Source organism: Microbacterium sp. LWH11-1.2, from assembly GCF_038397745.1.
Classification (GTDB): domain Bacteria; phylum Actinomycetota; class Actinomycetes; order Actinomycetales; family Microbacteriaceae; genus Microbacterium.
Genome location: NZ_CP151636.1, coordinates 2344061 through 2365748, shown reverse-complemented (window position 1 = coordinate 2365748; position 21688 = coordinate 2344061). Strand labels below are relative to the sequence as shown.

General features: G+C 70.0%; 23 protein-coding genes. 8 read left to right on the top strand and 15 right to left on the bottom strand.

Annotation, left to right across the window (positions count from 1 at the left end):
- Window positions 1-2: 2 nt before the first annotated feature.
- On the bottom strand, window positions 3-1637 hold the full coding sequence (locus MRBLWH11_RS11470) for a TIGR04028 family ABC transporter substrate-binding protein (RefSeq protein WP_341944962.1): 1635 nt from the start codon (window positions 1635-1637) through the stop codon (window positions 3-5).
- Between the two features lie 135 nt (window positions 1638-1772).
- Window positions 1773-3155 carry an NtaA/DmoA family FMN-dependent monooxygenase gene (locus tag MRBLWH11_RS11465; RefSeq protein WP_341944961.1) on the bottom strand — a complete coding sequence of 461 codons (1383 nt, stop codon included), beginning with the start codon at window positions 3153-3155 and terminating at the stop codon, window positions 1773-1775.
- Between the two features lie 106 nt (window positions 3156-3261).
- On the opposite strand from MRBLWH11_RS11465, the gene MRBLWH11_RS11460 reads away from it, so the two are divergent.
- On the top strand, window positions 3262-4257 hold the full coding sequence (locus MRBLWH11_RS11460; RefSeq protein WP_341944960.1) for a Gfo/Idh/MocA family oxidoreductase: 996 nt from the start codon (window positions 3262-3264) through the stop codon (window positions 4255-4257).
- Window positions 4250-5206 (top strand): NYN domain-containing protein, encoded by a 957-nt coding sequence (locus MRBLWH11_RS11455; RefSeq protein WP_341944959.1) that lies wholly within the window; start codon window positions 4250-4252, stop codon window positions 5204-5206. Before MRBLWH11_RS11460 ends, MRBLWH11_RS11455 begins: the two co-directional genes overlap by 8 nt.
- 12 nt (window positions 5207-5218) lie before the next feature.
- On the opposite strand, the gene MRBLWH11_RS11450 is transcribed toward MRBLWH11_RS11455, so the two are convergent.
- The 8 genes from MRBLWH11_RS11450 to MRBLWH11_RS11415 form a co-directional block, all read right to left on the bottom strand.
- Entirely contained in the window at window positions 5219-5512 is a 294-nt protein-coding gene (locus MRBLWH11_RS11450) for a Dabb family protein (protein WP_341944958.1), read from the bottom strand.
- A 26-nt stretch (window positions 5513-5538) separates the two neighbouring features.
- On the bottom strand, window positions 5539-6546 hold the full coding sequence (locus tag MRBLWH11_RS11445) for a sugar phosphate isomerase/epimerase family protein (protein WP_341944957.1): 1008 nt from the start codon (window positions 6544-6546) through the stop codon (window positions 5539-5541).
- On the bottom strand, window positions 6543-7397 hold the full coding sequence (locus tag MRBLWH11_RS11440; RefSeq protein WP_341944956.1) for a sugar phosphate isomerase/epimerase family protein: 855 nt from the start codon (window positions 7395-7397) through the stop codon (window positions 6543-6545). The genes MRBLWH11_RS11445 and MRBLWH11_RS11440 overlap by 4 nt, the downstream gene beginning before the upstream one ends.
- Window positions 7398-7507: 110 nt before the next feature.
- On the bottom strand, window positions 7508-8716 hold the full coding sequence (locus MRBLWH11_RS11435) for a substrate-binding domain-containing protein (RefSeq protein ID WP_116636952.1): 1209 nt from the start codon (window positions 8714-8716) through the stop codon (window positions 7508-7510).
- A 2-nt stretch (window positions 8717-8718) separates the two neighbouring features.
- Window positions 8719-9762, bottom strand: a complete 1044-nt coding sequence (locus tag MRBLWH11_RS11430; RefSeq protein WP_341944955.1) for an ABC transporter permease — start codon at window positions 9760-9762, stop codon at window positions 8719-8721.
- Complete coding sequence (locus MRBLWH11_RS11425) at window positions 9759-10841, bottom strand: ABC transporter permease (RefSeq protein ID WP_341944954.1); 1083 nt, start codon at window positions 10839-10841, stop codon at window positions 9759-9761. Before MRBLWH11_RS11425 ends, MRBLWH11_RS11430 begins: the two co-directional genes overlap by 4 nt.
- Entirely contained in the window at window positions 10838-12361 is a 1524-nt protein-coding gene (locus MRBLWH11_RS11420) for a sugar ABC transporter ATP-binding protein (protein ID WP_116636954.1), read from the bottom strand. The genes MRBLWH11_RS11425 and MRBLWH11_RS11420 overlap by 4 nt, the downstream gene beginning before the upstream one ends.
- The gene (locus MRBLWH11_RS11415; RefSeq protein WP_116636955.1) at window positions 12358-13467 is read right to left on the bottom strand and encodes a Gfo/Idh/MocA family oxidoreductase; all 1110 of its coding nucleotides are present in this window, start codon (window positions 13465-13467) and stop codon (window positions 12358-12360) included. The genes MRBLWH11_RS11420 and MRBLWH11_RS11415 overlap by 4 nt, the downstream gene beginning before the upstream one ends.
- Window positions 13468-13581: 114 nt before the next feature.
- On the opposite strand from MRBLWH11_RS11415, the gene MRBLWH11_RS11410 reads away from it, so the two are divergent.
- Window positions 13582-14778, top strand: coding sequence for an ROK family protein (locus MRBLWH11_RS11410; RefSeq protein WP_116636956.1), 1197 nt, complete (start codon window positions 13582-13584; stop codon window positions 14776-14778).
- Window positions 14779-14806: 28 nt separating this feature from the next.
- Here the strand turns inward: MRBLWH11_RS11410 and MRBLWH11_RS11405 are convergent, their stop codons facing one another.
- Together MRBLWH11_RS11405 and MRBLWH11_RS11400 are read right to left on the bottom strand one after the other, a co-directional pair.
- Window positions 14807-15937 carry a Gfo/Idh/MocA family oxidoreductase gene (locus MRBLWH11_RS11405; RefSeq protein WP_341944953.1) on the bottom strand — a complete coding sequence of 377 codons (1131 nt, stop codon included), beginning with the start codon at window positions 15935-15937 and terminating at the stop codon, window positions 14807-14809.
- Window positions 15937-16743 (bottom strand): sugar phosphate isomerase/epimerase, encoded by an 807-nt coding sequence (locus MRBLWH11_RS11400; RefSeq protein ID WP_341944952.1) that lies wholly within the window; start codon window positions 16741-16743, stop codon window positions 15937-15939. Before MRBLWH11_RS11400 ends, MRBLWH11_RS11405 begins: the two co-directional genes overlap by 1 nt.
- Before the next feature lie 106 nt (window positions 16744-16849).
- On the opposite strand from MRBLWH11_RS11400, the gene MRBLWH11_RS11395 reads away from it, so the two are divergent.
- From MRBLWH11_RS11395 to MRBLWH11_RS11385, 3 genes are read left to right on the top strand one after another with little or no spacing between them, the layout of a single operon-like run.
- Window positions 16850-17455: a helix-turn-helix domain-containing protein gene (locus tag MRBLWH11_RS11395; RefSeq protein WP_341944951.1), complete on the top strand. Its 606-nt coding sequence runs from the start codon at window positions 16850-16852 to the stop codon at window positions 17453-17455.
- Between the two features lie 38 nt (window positions 17456-17493).
- Window positions 17494-18129: a DUF4166 domain-containing protein gene (locus MRBLWH11_RS11390; protein ID WP_341944950.1), complete on the top strand. Its 636-nt coding sequence runs from the start codon at window positions 17494-17496 to the stop codon at window positions 18127-18129.
- On the top strand, window positions 18126-19100 hold the full coding sequence (locus MRBLWH11_RS11385; protein WP_341944949.1) for a DUF1731 domain-containing protein: 975 nt from the start codon (window positions 18126-18128) through the stop codon (window positions 19098-19100). Before MRBLWH11_RS11390 ends, MRBLWH11_RS11385 begins: the two co-directional genes overlap by 4 nt.
- 3 nt (window positions 19101-19103) lie before the next feature.
- Here MRBLWH11_RS11385 and MRBLWH11_RS11380 read toward each other — a convergent pair whose 3' ends face one another.
- From MRBLWH11_RS11380 to MRBLWH11_RS11370, 3 genes are read right to left on the bottom strand one after another with little or no spacing between them, the layout of a single operon-like run.
- The gene (locus tag MRBLWH11_RS11380) at window positions 19104-19487 is read right to left on the bottom strand and encodes a PLDc N-terminal domain-containing protein (protein ID WP_116636962.1); all 384 of its coding nucleotides are present in this window, start codon (window positions 19485-19487) and stop codon (window positions 19104-19106) included.
- A 38-nt stretch (window positions 19488-19525) separates the two neighbouring features.
- Window positions 19526-20455, bottom strand: coding sequence for an aldo/keto reductase (locus tag MRBLWH11_RS11375; protein WP_116636996.1), 930 nt, complete (start codon window positions 20453-20455; stop codon window positions 19526-19528).
- Between the two features lie 10 nt (window positions 20456-20465).
- The gene (locus MRBLWH11_RS11370) at window positions 20466-20741 is read right to left on the bottom strand and encodes a hypothetical protein (RefSeq protein WP_341944947.1); all 276 of its coding nucleotides are present in this window, start codon (window positions 20739-20741) and stop codon (window positions 20466-20468) included.
- A 118-nt stretch (window positions 20742-20859) separates the two neighbouring features.
- Here MRBLWH11_RS11370 and MRBLWH11_RS11365 point away from each other — a divergent pair, with 118 nt between their 5' ends.
- Together MRBLWH11_RS11365 and MRBLWH11_RS11360 are read left to right on the top strand one after the other, a co-directional pair.
- Window positions 20860-21234, top strand: coding sequence for an XRE family transcriptional regulator (locus tag MRBLWH11_RS11365; protein ID WP_243409025.1), 375 nt, complete (start codon window positions 20860-20862; stop codon window positions 21232-21234).
- Between the two features lie 8 nt (window positions 21235-21242).
- Window positions 21243-21680: an ImmA/IrrE family metallo-endopeptidase gene (locus tag MRBLWH11_RS11360; protein ID WP_341944946.1), complete on the top strand. Its 438-nt coding sequence runs from the start codon at window positions 21243-21245 to the stop codon at window positions 21678-21680.
- Window positions 21681-21688 lie beyond the last annotated feature (8 nt).

The following is a 21688-nucleotide window of genomic DNA, read 5'->3' as shown; positions in this document are numbered from 1 at the left end:
CATCAGTGCTCGGCGAGCCACACGCCGGAGAAGGTCGGACGACCCACCGACTCGAAGGCCACGCCCTGCACGTAGGTCGCCGCGCCGTAGACCTGCGGCTCCTCGAACAGCGGGATCACATACGCCTGCTCGGCGATGTAGTCCTGCACGGCCTGGGAGGCGGCGACGCGCTTCTCGGGATCGGGCTCGGATGCCACGGCGAGCAGCAGAGCGTCGAGCTCGGCGTCGTTCGAGATGAGCGTGTCGCGGTTCTTCGTGAAGTACTGGCTCTTGATCACGTCGAGGTCCGCACGGCCGACCATCGAGTGGTAGAAGCCGGTCGTGAGCGGGTCGCGGTTGTCCTCGGCCGCGCTTCCGGCATCGCCGGGCTTGACCGTCAGCTCGACGCCGACCTTCGCCAGCTGCTGGGCGACGAGCTCGAGCGTCTGCTTCGAGAGGGGCTGCGGCTTGGCCTCGTACACCGTGAAGGCGAGGCGCTCGCCGTCCTTCTCGCGGATCCCGTCGGCTCCCGGCTTCCATCCCGCCTCGTCGAGCAGCTCTTCGGCCCTGTCGGGGTCGAAGGCGTAGTGCTCCGACTCGTCCTTGAAGCCGAGGGCCTCGGACGACAGGACCGACTTCGCGACCGGGTAGTTCTCGGTGAAGAGGGTGTCGACGACCTCCTGCGCGTCGACCGCGGCCACCAGCGCCTGGCGGACGCGGATGTCGGTGAGCAGCGGGTTGCTGGGACGCAGGCTGATCGCGTTGTTCACACCGCGGGTCTGCGGCGCGTAGAGGGTGAAGCCCGCGCTCTCGACCCGGTCCTCGTCGAAGGCCTGCACGTAGCGGACGTAGTCGGCCTGACCGGCGAGCAGCGAGCCGATGCGCACGGAGTCCTCCGGCGTGACGAGCACGTGCACGGCGTCCACGTAGGGGCGCCCCTGGTTCTCCGCGCTCTCCGGCGCCCAGGCGTAGTCGTCGCGTGCCGTGAGCGTGTACTCGGTGCCGAGCTTCTCGTCGGTCACCGTGAAGGGGCCGGAGCCGATGATGTCCTCGGCGTTGCCGGCGCCGAAGTCCTCGATCGTGCCGTCGAGCGTCGCAGGCGAGAGGAGCCCCGAGTTGATCGTCGAGGTGGCCTGCAGGAACCCGGGCGCGGGTGCCGAGAAGCGGAACGTGACGGTGTCCTCGTCGACGACCTCGCTGCTGGCGTAGTTGTTGATCGCCTCGGAGATCGTGAGCCCGCGGTCGGCGACGCCGAGCCCGTAGGTGTCGAAGTTCTTCGCGACGGCCGCGGCGTCGAGCGGGGTGCCGTCCGAGAAGGTGACGTCGGACTTCAGGTTGAACGTGTACTCGGTCGCGTCGTCGTTCACGGTCCAGTCGGTGGCGATCCACGGCTCGATCTCGAGCGACTCCGGGTTCTGCCAGGTGAGCCGGGCGGCGATGTTGTTGACGACGCCGCCATTCGGGTAGAAGCCGGCCTGCGGCGGGTACAGGTTCGTGTACGTCTGGTGCTCGAGGTAGGTGAGCGTGCCGCCGGTGACGGGGTCGCTCCCCGCGGCGGGCGCGTTGGCCGGGGCCGGCGAGGAGGCGCAGGCGGCGAGGCTCGTCGCGAGGACGAGCGGGAGCGCCACGGCGGCTGCGCGGATGAGACGGCGGTTCATGGGAGATGCCTCCTGGGCTTCGGGTGCACGAGTGCGGCGGGTGATTCAGGGGTGCGAGGTGAGGATCACGCTAGGGAAGACGGATGCCGCGCGGCGAAGCGCCGGACACCGACCGTCGCGAGACGAAACGTCCGGTCACGCGTCGACACGGGAGGTCACACGCAGGCGATCGCGAAGCGCCGCGCCGGCGCGGTCGTCGGCGTCGGAGAGCAGTCCGCGACGGCGCAGTTCGGGGGCGGCCAGGCGCGTGAACGCCTCGAACTGCGCCGGCTGGAATGCCGACAGCACGTTGAAGCCGTCGGCCGCGCCCTCGTCGCGCCAGGTCTCGAAGTGATCGGCGATCGCGTGCGCGTCGCCCACCACGAAGGCGGCGGGCACGGCGTGCGCGGCGACGAGGTGCCGCCAGGTGAGCGGGTCTCCGGTCGAGACGCCGACGCCAGCGATGCGCGACACCCTCTCGACGAGAGCGGCGCCGCGCTCCCCCAGCCGAGCGGCGTCATCGACGCTCACCGGCTGGTCGAAGTCGGCGGCGCGGAGCGGATCGTCCGCGGCGACGCCGAGCGCATCGGCGAGCGCATCGACGGTCCGGTTCGTCGGGAAAGCCGTGCGAGCGGCCTGATGCCCCTCTGCCAGCGGCACGAGCGCCAGCAGGCGCTCCACGATGCGGTGCGCCGCGGCATCCGTGTCGGCGACGACCGGGAGCACGGGGGCGATCACCTTCAGCGTCTCCGGTGAGCGTCCCGCCTCCGCGGCGATGGCTCGCAATCCCTCCCGGGTGGCGATCGCGTCGGCCAGGCTCGGCGCGGCGATGAGCGCGAGGTCGGCCTCCGTGGCCGCGAGAGCGCGCGATCGCGGCGAGGTGCCGGCGTGCACGATGGGGATCTGTCCCTGCGGCGGGCGGGCGACGTTCAACGGACCGGTGACCCGCACCCGCTCGCCCTCCAGATCGGCGGCCCGAAGACCCTCGGGGTCGATGAGCACGCCGCGCGCGGCATCCGCGATCCAGGCGTCGTCGCTCCACGAGTCCCACAGCCGCCGCAGCGCCGTGACGAACTCCTCGGCGCGGTCGTAGCGCGTCTCGTTGTCGGCGTGCGCGTCGCGGCCGTGGTTGCCCGCGGCGCGCGGCTCGGCGCCGGTCACGAGATTGATCCCGGCACGGCCCCCGGAGAGCACGTCGAGCGATGCGAGCGACCGGGCGGTCGTGTACGGGTCGGCGTAGGTCGTGTTGACCGTGGCGATGAGCCCGATCCGCGAGGTGATGCCGGCGAGGAACAGCACCGCGCTGACCGGATCGATGCGGGCGAGCAGGTACGGATCGCGGAACTCCAGGTCGGGTCCGGTCGCCAGCCAGTCCCCGAAGAAGAGGTAGTCGAGGCCGGCATCCTCTCCCTCCCTCGCGATGCGGCGGAGGATGTCGGCGTCGCCCGCCGGGTCGCGGTGCGCTCCCGGCTGCCGCCACCCCGACGGGTACGCGCCGAGTGTGCGCACCATGGCGCCGATGATGAGAGGTCCGGTCATGATCGCCACCGTAGATTCGGCGAGCGCGCCGCTGCCATGCCGTCGATGCCGGGCGTCACGCGATGTCACAGTCCGTCACACCGACAGCACCGTCTACGCTGAGACGATGACTGGTCTTCGTTGGGGAATCCTCGCAACCGGCGGTATCGCCGCCTCGTTCGCATCCGATCTGCGCACCGCAGGACTCGACCTGGTGGCCGTCGGCTCGCGCTCGCAGGAATCGGCCGACGCCTTCGCGAGCCGCTTCGACATCCCGCACGCGCATCCCTCCTACGAGGCTCTCGCGTCGGACCCGGATGTCGACATCGTCTACGTCTCGACTCCGCATCCGATGCACCATGAGAACGCCCGCCTGCTGCTCGAGCACGGCAAGCACGTCATCGCCGAGAAGGCGTTCACGCTGAATCGCGCCGAGGCCGAGGACCTGCAGCGGCTGGCCGCCGAGAAGGGGCTGCTCGTCACGGAGGCCATGTGGACGCGGTATCTGCCGCACATGATCCGCATCCGCGAGATCATCGCCGAGGGCACGCTCGGCGAGATCCGGGCCGTGACCGCCGACCACACCCAGCTGCTGCCCTCCGATCCCGCGCACCGGCTCAACGCGCTCGAGCTCGGCGGCGGCGCCCTGCTCGACCTGGGCATCTACCCGATCTCGTTCGTCCACGACATCCTCGGGGCGCCCACCAGCATCCGCGCCGTCGGGCGTCTGATCGAAACCGGGGCGGATGCCGAGGTCGCGACGGTCATGACGCACGAGGGCGGGGCGATCTCGACCACCCTCTCGTCCTCCCGCGCCGCCGGCCCGAACACGGCGAGCATCGTCGGCACGGCCGCGCGCATCGACATCGACCACGTCTGGTACGCCCCCACGTCGTTCCGCGTCGTGCTGCCGGACGGCACCGTCCACGAGGAGTACGCCTCCGACATCGAAGGGCGCGGCATGCAGTTCGAGGCGCTCGCGGCCGAACGGCTCGTGGCCGAGGGGAACATCGCGGGCGATCTGCTCCCGATCTCCGAGACCGTGGCGATCATGGGGACCCTCGACGAGATCCGCTCCCAGATCGGCGTGCGCTACCCGCACGAGGAGTCCGACCGTGGCTGAGCCCACGAACGCCCGCGTCGCGGTCTACCTCGACTTCGACAACATCGTCATCTCCTGGTACGACCGCGTCCACGGTCGCAACGCCTATGGCAAGGACCGCCAGCGGATCACCGAGAACCCGAACGATCCCGATGTCGCCGAGCGGCTCAGCCGGGCCATGATCGAGGTCGGCGCGATCATCGACTACGCCGCCTCCTTCGGCACCCTCGTGCTCACGAGGGCGTACGCCGACTGGTCGTCGCCCGTCAACGCCGAGTACCGCTCCCAGCTCGTCGCCCGCGCGGTCGACCTCGTGCAGCTCTTCCCGGCGGCGGCATACGCCAAGAACGGCGCCGACATCCGTCTCGCGGTCGATGCCGTCGAGGACATGTTCCGCCTCCCCGACCTCACGCACGTCGTGATCGTCGCGGGCGACAGCGACTACGTGCCGCTCGCACAGCGCTGCAAGCGGCTCGGACGCTACGTGATCGGGGTCGGCGTCGCCGGCTCCACCGCCAAGTCGCTGGCCGCGGCCTGCGACGAGTTCGAGGCCTACGACTCGCTCCCCGGCGTCGTTCGTCCGGCGAAGCCCGCTCCGGCCGTCGCCCCGCAGGTCGCGGAGACCGTCGAGCCCGCCGCAGAAGCCCCGGCAGACGCGCCCAAGGCGAAGGCGCCGCGCAGGGCCAAGTCCAAGACGGCGGTGGCCAAGGTCGAGGAGCCCAAGGTCGACGAGCAGGGCGAGGCGACGCAGCTGCTGGAGCGTGCGCTGCGCCTCGGGCACGACAAGACCGACGCCGACGAATGGCTGCACAGCTCGGCGGTCAAGACGCACATGCGCCGCATGGATCCGTCGTTCAGCGAGAAGGCTCTCGGCTACCGATCTTTCTCCGACTTCCTCAAGTCCCGCGACGACATCGCGGAGCTCGAGGAGACGGGCCACGAGCGCCTGGTCAAGCTGCGCGAGCAGTAGAGCCGGCGCCGCTCACTCGGCGAAGTCGTACTCCTGGAAGGCCTCGACCTCCGGCACCCAGCGCTCCGCCACGAAGGCGGTGTGCGCAGGGTGGGCGTTGTACGTGTCATAGGCGCCCTGATCCGCGAAGACCATCGAGAACTGATGGGCGAGGTCGCTCTTCGGGCTGACCTGGCGGCGGATCGTGAAGTCCGAAACCCCCGGGATAGAGGTCAGGACGGCGTGACCCGTGGCGAGGAACTCGCGTTCCTCGGCGGAACCCGCAGGGTGCACGAGGCGGAAGACGACGGTGTGCTGGATCGACATGGGGCTCCTGTGGGACGAAGAGGCGGTCACTGGTTGCTGAAGGCGGCGTCGAACGAGGCCTCGGGCTTCGGCCACAGCAGCGACCGCACGTACGCGAGTGCCTCGGGGGCGCCGTGGAGGCGGTCCATCCCCGCGTCCTCCCACTCGATCGAGATCGGTCCGGTGTAGCCGACCGCGTCGAGGGCGCGGAACGAGTCCTCCCAGGGCACGTCGCCGTGGCCGGTCGAGACGAAATCCCACCCGCGGCGGGGATCGCCCCACGGCAGATGCGAGCCGAGCACGCCGGCACGGCCGTTGTGCGGGCGCATCCGGGTGTCCTTGCAGTCCACGTGGTAGATGCGGTCGGCGAAGTCGACGATGAACCCGACCGGGTCGATGTTCTGCCACATCATGTGCGAGGGATCCCAGTTGAACCCGAACGCCTTCCGGTGATCGATCGCCTCGAGCGCCCGCACCGACGACCAGTAGTCGTACGCGATCTCCCCCGGATGCACCTCGTGCGCGAAACGCACGCCCTCGCCGTCGAAGACGTCGAGGATCGGGTTCCAGCGGGCCGCGAAGTCCTCGAAGCCGCCCTCGATGACGGATGCCGGCACCGGCGGGAACATCGCCACGTACGGCCAGATCGACGAACCGGTGAACCCGACGACCGTGTCGATGTCGAGCTTGCGGGCCACACGCGCCGCGCGCTTCATGTCCTCCGCCGCACGCTGCCGGACCCCCTCCGCGTCACCGTCCCCCCAGACGTGGTCGCGGAGGATCGCCTTGTGCCGGAAGTCGATCGGGGCGTCGCACACCGCCTGACCGGTGAGATGGTTCGAGATCGCGAAGATCTTCAGCCCGTGCCGATCGAGGACCTCGAGACGGGAAGCCGCGTACGCGTCGTCCTCGTCCGCGCGCCGCAGGTCGAGATGGTCGCCGGATGCGGCGACCTCGAGCCCGTCGTAGCCCCACTCGGACGCGAGACGGGCGACCTCCTCGAACGGCAGATCCGCCCACTGACCGGTGAACAGGGTGACGGGGTGGGTGCTCATGAATGCTCCAATGCTCGGAGTGCCGCGATGCTGCGGGCGGCCAGTTCGTCCTGGCTCGCCGCGAGCGGGCGCCACACCGACGCGGCGACGGCGATCGTGGCGTTCTCGCCGGTGAAGCTCTCCAGTCCCAGCGGACCCCGGTAGCCCGCGTCGTCCAGCGCCCGCAGGATCTCGGGCCAGTCGGTGTGGTCGTCGCCGACGGCGCCGCGATCGCTGCCGCACACCTGCACGTGCGCGATCGCCGCTCCCGCGGCACGGATCGCCTCTGCGGGCTTCTTCTCCTCGATGTTGAGATGGTACGTGTCCAGAGCGAGTCCGACTCCGGCGCCGAGCAGCGGGGCCAGTGCGTCGAGCCCCTGCTCGACCGTGTTGATCACGCTCGTCTCGTAGCGGTTGAGGGGCTCGACGGCCAGGGTGATCCCGAGAGCCGCGGCCTCGGCGGCGATCGGTGCGAGGTTCTCCCGCAGCTCGCGGACGACCGCGGTGCGCTCGTCGACGTCCATGCGCCAGGTGACACCGGTCGGGGCGTAGAACGGGCCGGCGACGGCATCCGCGCCGAGCTCGCGCGCGGCGGCGATGCAGGCCCGCAGATAGTCCTGCGTGGCGGCCACATCACCGACGCGGGCGATCAGCGACCGCCCCGGTCCCATCGCCCCGACCACGATCGCGCCGAGACCGAATCGGTCGAGGGTCTCGCGCACGCGCACCGGATCCCAGTCCCCCACGTTCTCGAGGGGCAGCTCCAGGGCGTCGTAGCCGAGTCCGGAGGCCTTCCGGGCGAGCGGCTCGAGGGTCGCGTCCGTGAGCGGCGACGTCCACACCCACGTGTTGACGGCGATCGTGCGGGGCATCCTTCTCCTTCGAATCATGCCGGCGGGCGTTTCGTCTCGTCGCTCAACGACCGGGCTTCGGTCGTTGAGCGAGCGAAGCGAGACGAAACGCCCGCACTCGTCCCGTCAGGTTACGGGATCTGCCGTTCCTGCCACACGGTGGGGTACCCCGGGAGGTTCTCCCCGCCGAACTTGGCGTAGTGACCGTCGGGCATGCCCTCGTTCGCCTCGAGGTACTGGTCGAGCTCGCCCTCCGTGATCGGCTTCTGCGGAAGCACCCACTCCTTCGGCACCTCTTCGCCGGCGAAGATCTTCTGCGCCGCGAGGAGCGGCGTGCGCCACTGGAAGTTGGAGTACACCGGCGCGAGACCGGTGAGACCGGTGTCCTTCCACTTGCGGAGGAAGCTCATCTCGTCCTCGCCGGTCATGACCGGATAGTCCGCTCCGGCGTCCTCGAACGCCTCGATGGCGGCGACGGCGCCGTCACCGGCATCCATCCAGATGCCCTGCACGTCGCCCTTGGCCAGTTCGTCCGAGATGATGCTCTTGATCTCGGCGGGATCAGCGCCCGTGAAGTAGTCCACGGCCTCGATGCCCGCCTCGTCGAAGAGCTTCTCGGCAGCGGCCCAGCGGTGCTCCAGCACGTCGACGCCCGGCAGGATGCGAAGCGCCACGACCTTGTCGCCCTTCTCGAGGTTGTCGATCAGGAACTCGGCCGTGTCGATGCCCCAGGCGAAGCCGCCGATCGGGTGGATGAACGACACGTAGCAGTCGGTGTTCACACCGCGGTCGAACACGATCACGGGCTTGCCCGTCTCGCACGCCCGCTCGACGGCCGGGGTCATCGCCGCCGTGCTGTTCGGCGAGATGAGGAACACATCGCAGTTGCCCTCGGCGATGAAGTAGTCGATGTCGGCGATCTGCGTGTCATCGGAGTCCTGCGCGTCGCGCGTCTCCATCGCGCTGATCGCGCCGTCGGCCTGCAGCGCCTTCAGCTGCTCGTTCATGGTGATCCAGCCCGTCTGACGCCACGGGTTGGAGATCGAGGCGTTCGCGAAACAGGCCTTCTTGGCGCCTTCGCTCGCGAACTCGGCCGTGTCGACCATCTCCGCGTTGATGTGCTGAAGGTACGGCTCCTCGGCCGGCCCCTGCGGCTCGACACCTCGCTCCTCGTTCTGCTTGTCGAACAGCTCCTGATCGAACCATTCGGTCGTCTCCGCCGACTCCTCGGGACTGTCGGACTCGGCCGGCGCGACGGACGGGTCGGTCGTGCACCCGGCGAGCGCGATGAGTCCGAAGAGAGCCACCCCTGCGGTGGCGATCCTCATTGATCGTCGCATTGCTAATCTCCTCTGATCTTCTCTGTGTGGATGGTGCTGGTTGATACGGATTCTGCGGTCGTGAGGTCGGGGGAAGCCTGTGGGCCGCGCCGGCGCCGGGCGCGGAAGGCGACGGCGGAGTAGGCGACGGCGGCGATGATGATGACGCCCTGCACGGCGTCGCGGAGCGTCGACGGGACCCCCGCGATGTTGAGGAGCATGAAGAGCGCTTCGAGCGCGAACGCCCCGGCCGCGGCGGCGACGATCCAGCCGCGACCGCCGCCGAGCACGACGCCGCCGAGCACGACGGCCGTGATGGCGATGAACTCGTAGCCGCGGCCCACCGAGGGGTGCACACCGGCGTAGCCGACGAGCAGCACAGCCGAGAGCGACGCGGACAGCGAGGAGATGACGAACGCCCGTGTGGTGACCCAGGCGCGGCGCCCGCCGGCGTAGTCGACCGCGCCGGCGTTGTCGCCCACCGCGATGAGGGACTTGCCGAGGGGCATCTTCGTGATCCAGATGCCCAGCGCGAGCCAGGCGATGAGGATCAGCACAGCCCACGGGATGAACTCCAGGAACGGCACGTCGCGGATCCCGCCGCGGCCGATCTCGCGGAAGCTGTCGGCCGGGTTCCCGGTCGCCGCTCCCCCGGTCCACCACATGACCCCGCCGAGGAGCGCGAGCATCATGCCCAGCGTCACGATGAACGACGGCACCTTGAGCAGCGTCGTGATCAGGCCGTTCACGAGCCCGACGGCGATGCCGAAGACCACCATGAGCAGGAGCACCGGGACCGTGCGCGAATCGTCCTGGCCCACCAGGTTGCCGGCGACGATCACCTGCGCGGTGATGAGCGACCCCTGCGAGAGGTCGAACTCCCCGGCGATGATCACGAAGTACTGCCCGATCGCGACGATCGCGATGGGAGCCACCCGCTGGATGAATCGCATCAGCTGGCCCGGCTCCGCGAAGCTCGGGTTGAGGATCATGACGGCGACCAGCAGCAGCACGAGGAGCAGGAACACGGCGCCTCGGGGGCTGATGAGCGAGCGCAGGACGTTCATGCGCGTCCTCCTTCCGCTGCGGGAGTCGTATCGGCGAGCTGCGATGCGGCCGCCGCCATCTCGTCTTCGGCCGCCTTGGCCGCGTCGTCGCCGCCGGTGCGGGTGCCGCCGGTGCCGAATCGCGGCCGGCGGCGCACGATGGCGCGGCGGCTGTAGACGGCGACGGCCGCCACGATGACGACGCCGCGCACGACGTCCTTGAGGAACGGGTTGACCTGCATCACGCTCATCACGTTGTCGACGACCGCCAGGATGGCGACGCCGCCGACCGTGCCCCAGATCGATCCGCGTCCGCCGAGGAGGAGCGTGCCGCCGAGGACCACCGCGGCGATCGAGAGCAGCGCGTAGCCGCCCTGCTGCCCGACCGTCGGGCTGCCGACGCCGAGGCGGCTGGCGAGCAGGAGGCCGGCGAGGCCGGCGAACACCGAGCACAGCACATGCGCGGCGATGAGCGGCGGCCGCGTGCGGACACCCGACAGGCGAGCGATCTCGGGGTCGCCGCCCACGGCATAGAGATGCGCACCGGTGCGGGTGCGGTCCAGAAGGAACCAGACCAGCATGGCCAGCGCGATCATGATGATGGTCGACACGGGCACCGGTCCGACGCCGGTCGCGCCGATCAGCTGGAACTCCCACGGCACGGCTCCCGCCGATCCCTCGAAGTTCGTGTTGAGGATGCCCTGCAGGATGAGCCCGACACCGAGCGTCGCGATGAAGCCGTTCACCTTGAGCACCGTGACGATGAGTCCGTTGACGAGGCCGATCCCGGCGCAGACGAGCAGCGTGATCGCCACGGCCGCCGGGATGTTGCCCGGACTGCCGTTCATGATCGTCGCCCCCAGCAGGCTGGCGAGACTGATCACGTAGGTGACCGACAGGTCGAGCGAGGCGCCGAGGACCACGAGCGTCTGCCCGATCGCGACGAGGCCGAGCACGCTCATGCCGGTGAGGATGTCCCGGATGTTGCCGGGGCTGAGGAAGTTGCGTCCGACGGTCCCGATGAGGATCGCCCCGACGATGAGGGCGAGGATCAGGATGCCGAGGACGATGACTGTGGAGTCGATCCGGATGCGCTTCATCGCGCACCTCCGTCCGTCGAGGTCCGGGGATCCCCCGCACCGGTCGCGGCGCCGAGGATCTCGTGCTCCGCCGACCCTGCGGGCAGCTCCGCCACGAGCTCGCCGTCGTGCATGACGAGGATGCGGTCGCTCATGCCGATCACCTCCGGCAGCTCGCTCGAGACCATGAGCACCGCTGTGCCCTGCGCCGCCAGCTCTCGCATGAGCTGGTACACGGCGTACTTCGCGCCGACGTCGATGCCCCTGGTCGGCTCGTCGAACAGCACGATCTGGGGCCGTGTGAGCAGCCACTTCGCCAGGACGACCTTCTGCTGATTGCCTCCGGAGAGGAAGCGCGCCTCCTGGTCGAGTCCCCGCGAGCTGATCTCGAGCGAGCTGAGCACTCCGGGCACCTCGCGACGCGACGCCGACGTGCGACCGGGGAACACGCTCCGCACGACCAGCAGGGCGTTGTCCAGCACAGACTGGCCGAGCGCGAGACCCTGCGCCTTGCGGTCCTCCGACACGAGGGCGAGCCCGGCGCGGACGGCGGACCGGGCGCTGCTGATGCGCACCGGTGAGCCGTCGATCCTCATCGAGCCACGGGTGAAGGCCTGGATGCCGAAGATCCCCTCGACCAGTTCGGTGCGCCCCGAGCCCTGCAGGCCGGCGATGCCGACGATCTCGCCTGCACGGAGCGTCAGCGACACCCCGTCGACGTAGGCGTTGCCGCACTCCTCGAGCTCGATGCGCGGCTCGCCCACGGTCGTGCCCTCGACGGCATCCGGGAAGTAGGACTGGATCGAGCGTCCGACCATGCGCCGCACGAGCTCGTCCGTCGTGAGAGCGGCCGTCTCGTCGGTGGAGACGAGGGAGCCGTCCTTGAGGATCGTGATGCGGTCGCAGAGGTCGAAGATCTCCTTCAACCGGTGCGAGACGTAGATCACGGCGACGCCGCGGGAGGTGAGACGGCGGATGATCGCGTACAGGAGCTCGACCTCGCGGTCGCTGAGTGCGGCGGTCGGCTCGTCCATCGAGATCACCTGCGCATCGAACGACAGCGCCTTCACGATCTCGACGATCTGCTGCTCCGCCACGGTCAGCGAGCCCACGCGCGCCTGCGGATCGATGAAGGAGACGCCGAGGTCGGCGAGGAGCCCTGCCGTGCTGCTGATCATCGCCTTCCGGTCGACGAACCCGGCGCGACGCGGCTCGCGTCCGAGATACACGTTCTGGGCGACCGTCCGCTCGGGCAGCAGCGTGAACTCCTGGAACACCGTGACGATGCCGGCATCCATCGCCTGCCGGGGGTGCGCGTGGCGCACCTCCTCGCCGCGGTAGGCCACGACGCCCTCATCGGCGGGCTGCACGCCGGCGATGATCTTCATCAGAGTCGACTTGCCCGCGCCGTTCTCGCCGACGAGACCGTGCACCTCTCCCGGTCGCACATCGAAGTCGATGCCCTTGAGCACCTCGACGCCGAAGAACGACTTGCGGATGCCGCTCACTGCGAGCACCGGCTGCGTCGTGGTCGCGTTCATGCCGTCACCTCCACCCATCGTCCGTCGTCGGCCGCCGACTGCAGGACCGCCTCGGTGAGAACGGCCGAGCGGTGTCCGTCGGCGAAGGTCGGCATCCCGTCCGGCTGCGCACCGGCCATCGCGGCGTAGACGTCGGCGACGAACCCGTTGAACGCGTCCTGGTAGCCCATCGCGTGCCCGGCGGGAACCCGCTGCAGCCGAGCGGAGTCGGGAGCGGAGCCCGCCGGATCGCGCAGCAGCAGCCGCGACTCCTCGCGCGTGCCGATCCAGAGCTCCTCCGGACGCTCCTGCTCGAAGCGGATGCTCTGCCGGGACCCGTGCAGCTCGAGGGTGAGCGCGTTCTTCCGCCCGGCGGCCATCTGCGAGATGAGAAGGGTTCCGAGTGCCCCCGACACGGTCTCGACGAGAACCGCCACGATGTCCTCGGTGTCGACCTCGTGCCCGGCGCGTTCGGGGAACACCCGGCGCGTGCGGGCGCTCAGCGCGCGGATGCGGTCGCCGATCACGAACTCGATGAGATCGCACAGGTGCGAGCCGATGTCGGCGAACGCACGGGACGCACCGCCCGAGGAGGAGCGCACCCGCCAGTCGTCGTCGGTGGGGAACAGCATCCAATCCTGCAGGTAGGAGCAGTCCAGGGTGAGGAGCTCGCCGATGTCGCCGCGGGCGACGCGGGCCCGCGCCTCGCGCACCATCGGGTGGTAGCGGTAGATGAAGGGCACGGCGGCCACGCGCCCGGAGGCCTCCGCGGCGTCTGCGAGCGTCCTCGCGTCGTGCGCGGTCGTCGCGAGGGGCTTCTCGCAGACCACGTGCTTGCCTGCCTGCAGAGCGCGCAGGGCCAGCTCGGCGTGCGTCGCGTTCGGGGTGCAGATGTGGACCACGTCAATGTCGGCCGCGTCCAGGAGTGCGATGGCATCGGCCTCTGCACGCTCGGCACCCAGGGCGTCGGCGGCATGGCGGCTGCCGGCGGCGGAGCGGGTGGCGATGGCGCGGAGCTCGCCTCCGGCGTCTCGGGCCGCCGTGCGGTGCACGCGGGCCATGAATCCTCCGCCGAGGATGCCGGCTCGGATCGTTCCGAGACCGGTGTCTGTGACATCCGTTGTCATGTCGGCGATTCTGACACACGCTTCGCTACTTTTGCTAGTCCTTCGTCAAAAGTCATCGTTTCGTAATTTGAAGTCAATCGCCCGAGTGGCGAAAGCCTGTGGTTTACTGACGCAATGGTTGACGTTCTGCGCCCCGTCCCCGCGACGAATCCGGGCACCGGCGAGATCTTCCAGATCCTCCGCGACGGGCACGCGCGCACCAAGGCCGAGCTCGCCGCTCTCACCGGCCTCGCCCGCTCGACGGTGGCGCTGCGCGTGGACGCCCTCCTCGCCGCCGATCTGCTGCGCCCGGCGGGCGAGGCGGCGTCGACCGGCGGGCGACCGCCTGCCCGTGTCGCGTTCAACCCGCGAGCCGGGCTCGTGCTCGCCGTGGACCTCGGCGCGACGCACGCGACAGTGGCGGTGGCCGACCTCGCGGGCGTGATCCTCGACGCACGCACGCGCACGATCGATATCGGCGACGGGCCCGAGACGCTCCTCGACACGATCATCACCGACGGCACCGCCCTGCTGGAGCTGCCGTCGGCCGCAGGACTCCCCCTGCTCGGGGTCGGCATCGGCGTGCCGGGGCCCGTGGAGCACTCCACGGGCCGACCGACCAATCCGCCGATCATGCCAGGGTGGGACCGCTTCGACGTTCCGGGATACGTGCAGCAGACCTTCGACGTGCCGGTGCTCGTCGACAACGACGTCAACATCCTCGCCCTCGGCGAGCAGGCCACGAGCTGGCCGCAGGTCGACGACCTCATCTTCGTCAAGGTGTCGACAGGGATCGGGGCGGGCATCATCGCGGGCGGGCAGCTGCAGCGCGGCGCGCAGGGTTCTGCCGGAGACATGGGGCATGTCCAGGTGCCGACCGGCGCCGGATCCACGCGCGAGCCGGGCGACGAACGCGATCTGGAGGCCCTCGCCAGCGGGTCGGCCCTGGCCGTCGCGCTCCGCGACGACGGGCACGACGTGCAGAGCGCGTCCGACGTCGTCGACCTCGTGCGCACGGGCAACGCCGCCGCGATCGAGGCCACCCGTCAGGCCGGACGCGACGTCGGCGAGGTCCTCGCCACGGTCGTCAATCTGCTCAATCCGTCGATCATCGTGCTCGGCGGCAGCATCGCCCGGGCCGGTGAGCATCTGCTCGCGGGCGTGCGCGAGATCGTCTACCGGCGCTCGATCCCGCTGGCGACGCAGCATCTGGCGATCGTGCAGTCCCAGGCCGGCGATCGCGCCGCCGTGCTCGGCGCCGCGATCATGGTCGCACGCGAGGTGCTCTCACCCGCGAACGTCGACGCCTACGTGGTGGCGAAGACGCGCTGAGCGCGCCTCCGCCACCCTGTGCCTGCGCTCAGAGCGTGGCGGCGAAGGGGTCGAAGTCCGCGTCGAGCGCGCCGACCTGGTCGAGCGAGCTCTCGACGGCGACGAAGCGGCGGCCCTCCGCGGCCTCCTCGATCGACAGCAGCGTGTCGAGCACGTGGTAGCCGAACTCCCCCGTCGCGACATGCGGACGGCCGGCGGCGATCGAGCGCGCCATGTCGAGCAGCCCGACGCCGCGACCGGCGAGCGCGCCCTCCTGCACGACGTCGACGACCTCCTGCTCGACCGGCTGCTGCCCGAGCCGGAGCGGGCGGGTGATCGAGATCGCTCCGCCGAACGTGTTCGGGTCGGGGATCACGAGCGTGCCCTCGGTGCCGGTGATCTCGACGATCCCCTGACGGATCGCGGGCGAGTCCGTGCTGTAGATGCTCTGCCCCTGACCGCCCTGCTCGAACTCCATGAGCACGCTCAGCGTCGACGGGATCTCGACGGGGAACTCCTGGCCTGCCAGCTCGCCGACCTGCACGCGCCTGGTCGCCGTCCCCTGCAGCCCGAGCGCCGCCACCGAGGCGACGGGACCGAACACGTGCACGAGCGTGGAGACGTAGTACGGCCCCATGTCGAGCAGCGGTCCCGCCCCCTTCGCATAGAGGAACGCCGGGTTCGGGTGGAAGATCTCCGGGCCCTGCCACTGGAAGGTCGTCTGACCGAACAGCGGGCGCCCGATGTCGCCGCGAGCGATCGCGCGCTTCGCCGTCTGCACTCCCGGTCCGAGCACGGTGTCCGGCGCGACGCCCACCCGGAGGCCCGCGGCCTCCGCCTTCTCGAGCAGCCGACGGGACTCCTCACGGCTCACGCCGATGGGCTTCTCGGTCCAGACGTGCTTGCCGGCGGCGATGATCGCCTCGGACACCTCCACGTGCACCGCGGGGATCGTGAGGTTCACGACGATGTCGATCTCCGGGTCGTCGAGCACGACGTCGACGCCGCCGGCGCGCGGCACCCCGTACTTCTCCGCCTGCGCTTTCGCGCGCTCCTCGATCACGTCCGCGACCGCGAGGACGCGCACGTCGGGGAAGGTGGTGAGCTGGGTCAGATACTGGTCGCTGATGTTCCCCGCGCCGATGATGCCGACGCCGACGGGACCGGTGCCGCCCGCCATCAGCCCGCGACCTTCTCGTCGAGGTAGACGCGGCTGCGCTCGATCGCGTCGAAGAGGACGCCGTCGTAGTGATCGAACTCGACGATCGCGAGTTCGAGGGCGGATGCCGCGGCGATCGCCTCGACGAGCGGCACGGCGCCTTCGCCCGCGGGCACCTGGTCGGCCGGCGGGTAGGCATTCGCGAGGGCAGGGTCGAGCGTGCCGTCCTTGGCGTGCACCGCGATCACGCGGCTGCCCAGACGCTCGAGGAGGGCGACGGGATCGACGCCGCCGCGGGCGACCCAGTAGAGGTCGACCTCGAGCACGACGCGCTCGTCGAGCAGTCCCGCCAGCACCTCGAGGCCGGTGACGCCGTCGAACACGGCCTCCAGCTCGTGCGCGTGGTTGTGGTAGCCCACGCGCACGCCGACCGCGGCTCCGACGGCGGCGGCCTCGTTGAGCAGGCGCGCGGTCTCCTCGATCTGCTCGACCGAGGTCCAGCGGGCCGGCTCGGTGTACGGGTCGATGACCGTCGTCATGCCGAGCACCTTCGCCGCGGCGAAGACCTCGGCGGGCGACGGCACCGGAACGGTGGTCCCGCTGCCGTCCGGGTTGACGAACGACTGCGAGGCGAGGAAGGCGTGGCCGGACGGCGCAGTGAGCCCCGCTGCCGTGAGCGCGTCGGCCAGCGGCGCGGCGCGGCGCACGAAGTCGTACGGCTCGACGGCGGTGAAGCCGCGCGCGGCGACCGCGGCGAGCGAGCCCTCGAGGTCGGCGTCCAGCTGCTCCTTGATCGTGAACAGCTGGAGGGAGGTCTGAATCGTCATCGGTCTTGCTCCTTCGGTCATCGGTGACGGCGGGTGCGCGACCCGACGTCAGCACGCTATCACCAAATACCTCCACGCGGAAGTTTTCATTCGCTAGACTCCGACCATGCCCGACGACGATGAGCGCCCTCGCCAGCGCGGCGCCTATGCGAAGGGGATCGCGCGGCGCCAGGAGATCCTCGACCGCGCCATCGAGGTTTTCGCCGAGCGCGGCGCCGACCGCACCAGCCTGCGCGCCATCGCCCGCGAGGTCGGGGTCACGCACGCCGCACTGACGCACTACTTCGGCTCGCTGGAGGAGCTCCTCGTCGCCGTGTACCAAGAGAGCAACGCCCCCGCCCACCGGCAGGAGATCGTGCCGGACGACGCGACGCCGGTCGAGCGGATGATCGCGTCCGCGCGCACCAACCGCGAGGTTCCCGGGCTCGTCCAGCTCTACTCGACACTGGTCGCCTCAGCCCTGGAAGACGGTCACCCCGTGGCGCGCGACTTCGCGACGGCACGGTTCGCCGACCTCCGAACCCGCCTCGCCGACGCTGTCAGAGAGCAGCAGGAACGTGGACGCCTCCGCCAGGACGCGGATCCGGATGCCGTCGCCGCGCTCGTCGTGGCAGCATCCGACGGTCTGCAGACCCAGTGGCTGCTCGACGACGCCGCGCCGCAGCACGAGGCTCTGGCCCTCCTCGACCGGCTGCTGCGACCGGCGGGCTGAAGTCCGGCGGCGGCAGGCACGCGGGCTAGGCTCGAAGCGTGACGCCCGTGCCGCAGTCCCCCTACGCGAGAGCACTCGGCGAGCGCCTCGACGACCTGCATCCGCGGCTTCGCACGTACTTCCAGGCGATCCCCGACGGCGCCGTCGGCATCGGCGAGGGCGTCTTCGAACGGGTCGGGACGCCACGACGCTGGCTCTGGCCGATCCTCCGCCTGCTCGAGCGCCGCGGCGTGGTCGCCGCCTGCTGGGAACGCGACATCCCCTTCCGCATCGAGAACCGCACGATCGCCTCCCGCGCCATCGGCGAGCGCACGTTCCACCTGGCGCGCGGGCCGTGGGTCATGCACGACGCCGTCGCCCTCACCCGCCATGGCCGCGTGGTCGACGAGCTCGGCGAGCCCGGCCTCATCGCCGCCTGCTTCGACGTGCGCGCCCACGACGGAGCCCTCGAGCTCACGAGCCGCGCGGTCGGGTTCCGCCTCGGACGCCTGCGCGTACGACTCCCCCGATTCCTCTCCCCCGTCGTCCGACTCACCGAGCGGTTCGACGACGCCGCCGACCGCCAGTTCGTGAGCGTGAGCATCGACGTCCCGGTCATCGGCCGCGTGTACGAGTACCGCGGACACTTCCAGTACCGCATCGAGACTGTCGCAGAGAGGGAGAACGCCGGATGAGCGCAGGCAGGGTCGTCGTCGGAGGCTCGACCGGATTCATGGGACGGTACCTGATCCCGCGCCTGCGGTCCGACGGTCGCGAGGTCGTCACGATCTCCCGCTCCGGAGCCGACATCCGTTGGGGCGATCAGACGGCCATCGATCAGGCGGTCGACGGTGCCTCTCTCGTGATCGGCCTGGCGGGCAAGAGCGTCAACTGCCGCTACACCCCCGAGAACCGCGCCGAGATCTTCCGCTCGCGCCTGGAGACGACCTCGTCGCTGAGCCGCGCCATCGAGAAGGCCTCCGCCCCTCCCGCGCTCTGGGTGAACTCCTCCACCGCCACGATCTATCGGCATGCGGAGGATCGGCCGATGACCGAGTCGGACGGCGAGATCGGCAGCGGATTCTCGGTCGAGGTCGCGAAGGCCTGGGAGCACGCGCTGTTCGCCGCCGACCTCCCCCGCACGCGCCGGATCGCGCTGCGCAGCGCGATCGTCCTCGGCCACGGCGGCGTGCTCGGCCCGATCCGGAACCTCGCCCGGCTGGGACTCGGCGGGGCCCAACACGACGGCCGCTGGCCGGTGAGCCGTGCTCGCCGCGCGGCGGGCACCGCGCACCTCCTCGGTGCGCGCCGAGGGCGTCAACGCTTCAGCTGGGTGCACATCGAAGACGTGGCGCGCATCATCGACTTCCTCGAGGAGACTCCGACACTCGAGGGTCCGATCAACGCCGCTGCGCCCCACCCGGTCGACAACGTCGAGTTCATGGCGACGGTGCGCCGCGTGCTCGGCGCCCGTATCGGAGTGCCGATGCCGCGGTGGATGCTGGAACTCGGGGCCATCGGCATCCGCACCGAGACCGAGCTCGTTCTCAAGAGCCGCTGGGTGCTCCCGGAGAAGCTCACCACCGCAGGGTTCGAGTTCCGTTATCCGATGCTCGAAGACACCGTCAGGGAATCCCTCGATCGCAAGGTCGCGCCCGCGGCGTAGCTTCTAGGACGCCGCCCCGGCGGCAGGTTCCTCGCCGTCTCGGCGGCGCCGCTCGAGCTCCTCGCGCAGGCGCCATTCCTCGATCTCCCGATCGAGGTCGGCGATCTGCTGCTCGGTCGTGCGAAGGTCCGTCGGCGGTGCCGGGCGGACGTCCACGGGTCCCGCCGGCCGCTCGGACCGCCGCATCCGCGGGAGCGAGATGCCGGACTCGCCGTACTCCCGCCCGATCCCGAACCAGAGCGCGCTGCCGATCAACGGCAGCAGGATCACGATGATGATCCACACCATCTTCGGCAGATGCTTCACCTGCGAGTCGTCGCGCGTGATGATGTCGATCAGCGCGCCGATCATCAGCGCGATGACGAGGATCGAGAACAGGAACGGCATGAGTTCAGGGTAGACGACGCTGGATTCGGCCGCGCGGCCTACGGGAGCAGGTGGCCCGCGGCGCGGAACAGTTCGTACCACTCGGCGCGCGTGAGCTCGACGTCGGCGCCGGCCGCGGCATCGCGCACGCGCTGCGGCGTGGTCGTGCCGAGCACGACCTGCATGTGCGCGGGGTGCCGGGTGATCCACGCGGTCGCGATGGCGATCGGGGTGACGCCGTAGGACGCGGCGAGTCGATCGATCACCGTGTTGAGTTCGGCGTACTCCGGGTTGCCGAGGAAGACCCCGGTGAAGAAGCCGCCCTGGAACGGCGACCAGGCCTGGATCGTGATGCCGTTGATGCGGCAGTACTCGACGATGCCCCCGCCGTCGCGGACGACGCTCTGCTCCTCGCCCGCCATGTTCATCGCGATGGGCTGCGCGATGATCGGCGCGTGGGTGATCGACAACTGCAGCTGGTTCGCGATCAGCGGCTGACGCACGGCCGTGCGCAGCAGGTCGATCTGCCTCGGCGTGTGGTTCGACACTCCGAACGCCCGCACCTTGCCGTCGGCCTCGAGCTCATCGAACGCCCGGGCGACCTCGTCGGGCTCCACGAGCGCGTCGGGGCGGTGGAGCAGGAGCACGTCGATCCGGTCGGTGCGCAGGGCGGCGAGCGACCCCTCGACCTGAGCGACGATGTGCTCGTAGGAGAAGTCGAACATTCCCTGCTTCGGCACGATGCCGCACTTGGTCTGCAGCACGATCTCGTCGCGCTCGGAGGCGGTGAGCCGCAGAGCGTCGGCGAACCGCGACTCGCAGTGATGCATGCTCCCGCCGTAGATGTCGGCGTGATCGAAGAAGTCGATTCCGGAATCGCGTGCGGCGGCGTAGAGATCGCGGATGTGCGCGTCGTCCTTGTCGTCGATGCGCATCATTCCGGCGACGACGGCGGGGGCGGTGGCGGATCCGAACGGCACTGTCTTCATGTCGGACACGCTACCCGTCGAAGACCCCCGATGCCCGCCGATCGCCCGCATCGGGCGTCGCACCGGGCGAGCTCGGAGCCAGCGATGAGACGGGGACCCTGAGGGCGGTCGCGATGTTCGCCAGGTCGACGACCGTGAGATCGAGGACCGCGGGGTCTGCTCCCGTGGGATCCGTCTGTTGGGAGAGCTTCGCGTGCAGAAGTGCGGGCTCGATTCCCATCTCCGCAGCGAGCCACTCCAACGACAACTCGCGTCGATGCAGGTGCTGCCGAACGGCCTGTGCCACCAAATGACCTGCTTCCGATCCCATATGTCGACACTACAAAGTCATACGCCTCCATTCAACGCTCGCCTGTACCAATATGACGATATTCTGGCTACACGTCGGTGCTATCGTGTGCCGGGTGAAGACACCTGCAGACGACTTCAACGCAGCGGTGGGCAGCCAGCTCCGCGCCGAGATCGCGGCGGCGCGAAGCAGCATCGCCGCCATGGCGCGTGACATCGGCATCGCGCGGAGCGCCCTGGACAACTACGTCACCGGCAAACGATCGATCCCCATCCCCGTCGTCTACCAGGTGTGCGCGGTGGTCGGCCTCGAGCCCCACGTGCTCCTCGACCGTGCCGAGGATCGTCTGCGCGCTGACGACGCCCCCGCCGCGCGCATCAGCGTTCTGCGCCGCCGACCCGATGTCCCAGGCCCGCGCCATGATCAGAGGGAAGTCGCATTCGATTCCGGCCTCCGCCACGGCGCCGACACCGACGATCTCTACGAATAGGGAACCTCATGCACCAGCTCCTCCGCCTCGCCGAGGAGCATGGCCTGCGCATCGTCGAGCGGTCCGGAGCCACCTGCGGCGGTTTCGAGCCGGCATCCGGTACCATCCGACTCGCCCCCGGCATGACCGCTCGCACGGCACTCAGCGTGCTCGCGCACGAGCTCGCCCACGCCCTGCTCGGGCACGAGCCGACCAGGTCCGCGACGATTCGCGAGAGGCAGGAACGGCAGGCCGACGAATGGGCGGCCGCCCGCCTCATCACGCCCCGCGCATACGCGGAGGCCGAGCACCTGCGCGGACCGCACCTGGCGAGCCTCGCGTTCGAGCTCGGGGTGACGGTAGAGATCGTCGTCGCGTATCAGCGCCTTCTCCGGCGAAAGGGAACGGATGCGACGCTCGGGTTCAGCGCGGCGGGAGGCTCTGCTCAGCCTGCGTGCGCTGATTGAATATCCTC